Source organism: Silanimonas sp. (assembly GCF_027531545.1).
GTDB lineage: Bacteria > Pseudomonadota > Gammaproteobacteria > Xanthomonadales > Xanthomonadaceae > Silanimonas.
Map to the genome: position 1 here is coordinate 1 of NZ_JAPZSC010000062.1, position 1734 is coordinate 1734.

The window sequence follows — 1734 nt, forward strand, 5'->3', positions numbered from 1 at the left end:
CAGACCGATCCGCTCACCGGCGTCGCCACCCGCCAGCATTTCAACGAGCTCGCCGCCGCGGCACTGGCACGGGCGCGCGAAGGCACTCGTCCGCTGATGCTGGTGGCCTTCGACCTCGACCACTTCAAGCGCATCAACGACCGCCACAGCCATCGGGCCGGCGACGCCCTGCTGCGCGCGGTCAGCGCGACCGTGCGTGCCGTGCCGGCCCTGGTGCCGCGCGTCATCGGTCGAATCGGTGGCGAGGAGTTCGCCGTTCTGCTGGACGGCGCGACCGAAGGGCAGGCCCTCGCGTATGCCGAGGCTTTGCGGCGCGCCATCGCCGCCACGGAAGCGGTGGTGGAAGGCAGCGCCCCCTTGAGCGTCACCGCCAGCTTCGGCCTCGCCGGCACGCATGACGCGGGCCACGACCTGCAGGCCCTGCTCGATTGCAGCGACCGCGCGCTCTACCGCGCCAAGAACGCCGGCCGCGACCGCATCACACCCGCCCAGCAGGAGAACCCGGCCGTGGACGTGGCCTGAGCCGCGCTGATCTCGGGCACCATCGGCCGAAGAGCGCTAGCATCAGCCCTCAATCCTCGGACCTGGACGCCCTCGCTCCGCCATGACGACGCCACTCATCGCCTTCCTCGACACCTTGGGTCGCCTGCCGCCGATGGCGGATTTCGAGTCCCGCGTCGCCGCGCTCGACGTGGACACCCCGATCCGCGAAGCCCTGATGGGCCGTGATGCTGGCGCGCTGGCACGGGCCTTCGGCGACAGCGCGCCTTACTGGTGCGGAATCCTCGCACCCGAAGACGAGCCCAAGCCGATCGACGACGTGCCGGGTGACGAGCCGGCGCGCGAGCCCGACGAGCGTCCCGGCCCCGACCCGGCGAGCTGAGGCATGAATCGCTGGGTCGCCATTCTGCTCGGCTTGTCCCTCGGCATCGGGGGCGCGACCGCCGCTGCTGGCGGGCCAGCCGTCGATGGCATCGACCCGGCGCTGCAGGCCGAGATGGATCGGCTGTTCGCTTTGCGAACCGTCGATCCGCAGGCCTTCGTGGCGCAAACGCGATCCCTGGATTCGATGCCGCCCCCCGTCAGCGTGGCGCAGCGCGAGTTCCTGCAGTTGCTCCAAGCCAATCGCGCTGCCCTCGAAGGTCGGCTCGGCGAGGCCGCCGAGCTGTCGAAGCCGCTGGCGGACTCGGCCGAAGACGCGGGCCTGAGGCTGCGAGCGGGTGCGTTCGTCATCAACGTCCTCGCGGGAACGCGGGACTTCGAGGAGGGCCTGCGGCGACTCGCTGTACTCCTGCGGGCCCACCCGATGCCGGATCCGGCGCTGCTCGACGAGCAGCGCATCCTCTGGGGTACGGCGTCCGTGCTCTACCACGAGCTCGGGCAGCACGCCATGAGCGTCGGATACGCGGATCGCACGCTCGCGGCCTCACCAACGCCGCGCGAGGCTTGCGCGATGGGCACCTACAAGGCGATGGCGCGACTGAGCCTTGCCGATGCCTTGCAATCGGAAGCGGACTTCGACGCCGTCGATCAGGTCTGCCGCGACGCCGGTGACCGGGTGTTCGGCGATGGCTTCCTCTCGCTCGGCCTCGCCCGCTTCCTGCGCGAACGCGACCGCCCGGCCGAAGCCCTTGGCCTGCTCGAGGAGCGCGTGGGCCGGATCGAATCCACGCGCTATCCGCGCCTGATGGCCGAGGCCTACGCGCTGGACGCCGAGCTGCTGCTCGCCGCCGG

The 1734-nt window shown here is 71.0% G+C and carries 3 protein-coding genes; all 3 read left to right on the top strand.

All coding sequences use genetic code 11. The features are described from left to right. A partial coding sequence (locus O9280_RS17200) for a GGDEF domain-containing protein (protein ID WP_298345741.1) occupies positions 1 to 522 on the top strand: 522 nt, incomplete at its 5' end. 82 nt (positions 523 to 604) lie between these two features. Then, complete coding sequence (locus tag O9280_RS17205; protein WP_298345744.1) at positions 605 to 883, top strand: hypothetical protein; 279 nt, start codon at positions 605 to 607, stop codon at positions 881 to 883. A gap of 3 nt (positions 884 to 886) precedes the next feature. Continuing rightward, positions 887 to 1734, top strand: an 848-nt coding sequence (locus O9280_RS17210; RefSeq protein ID WP_298345749.1) for a hypothetical protein, incomplete at its 3' end; no start/stop codon positions are given.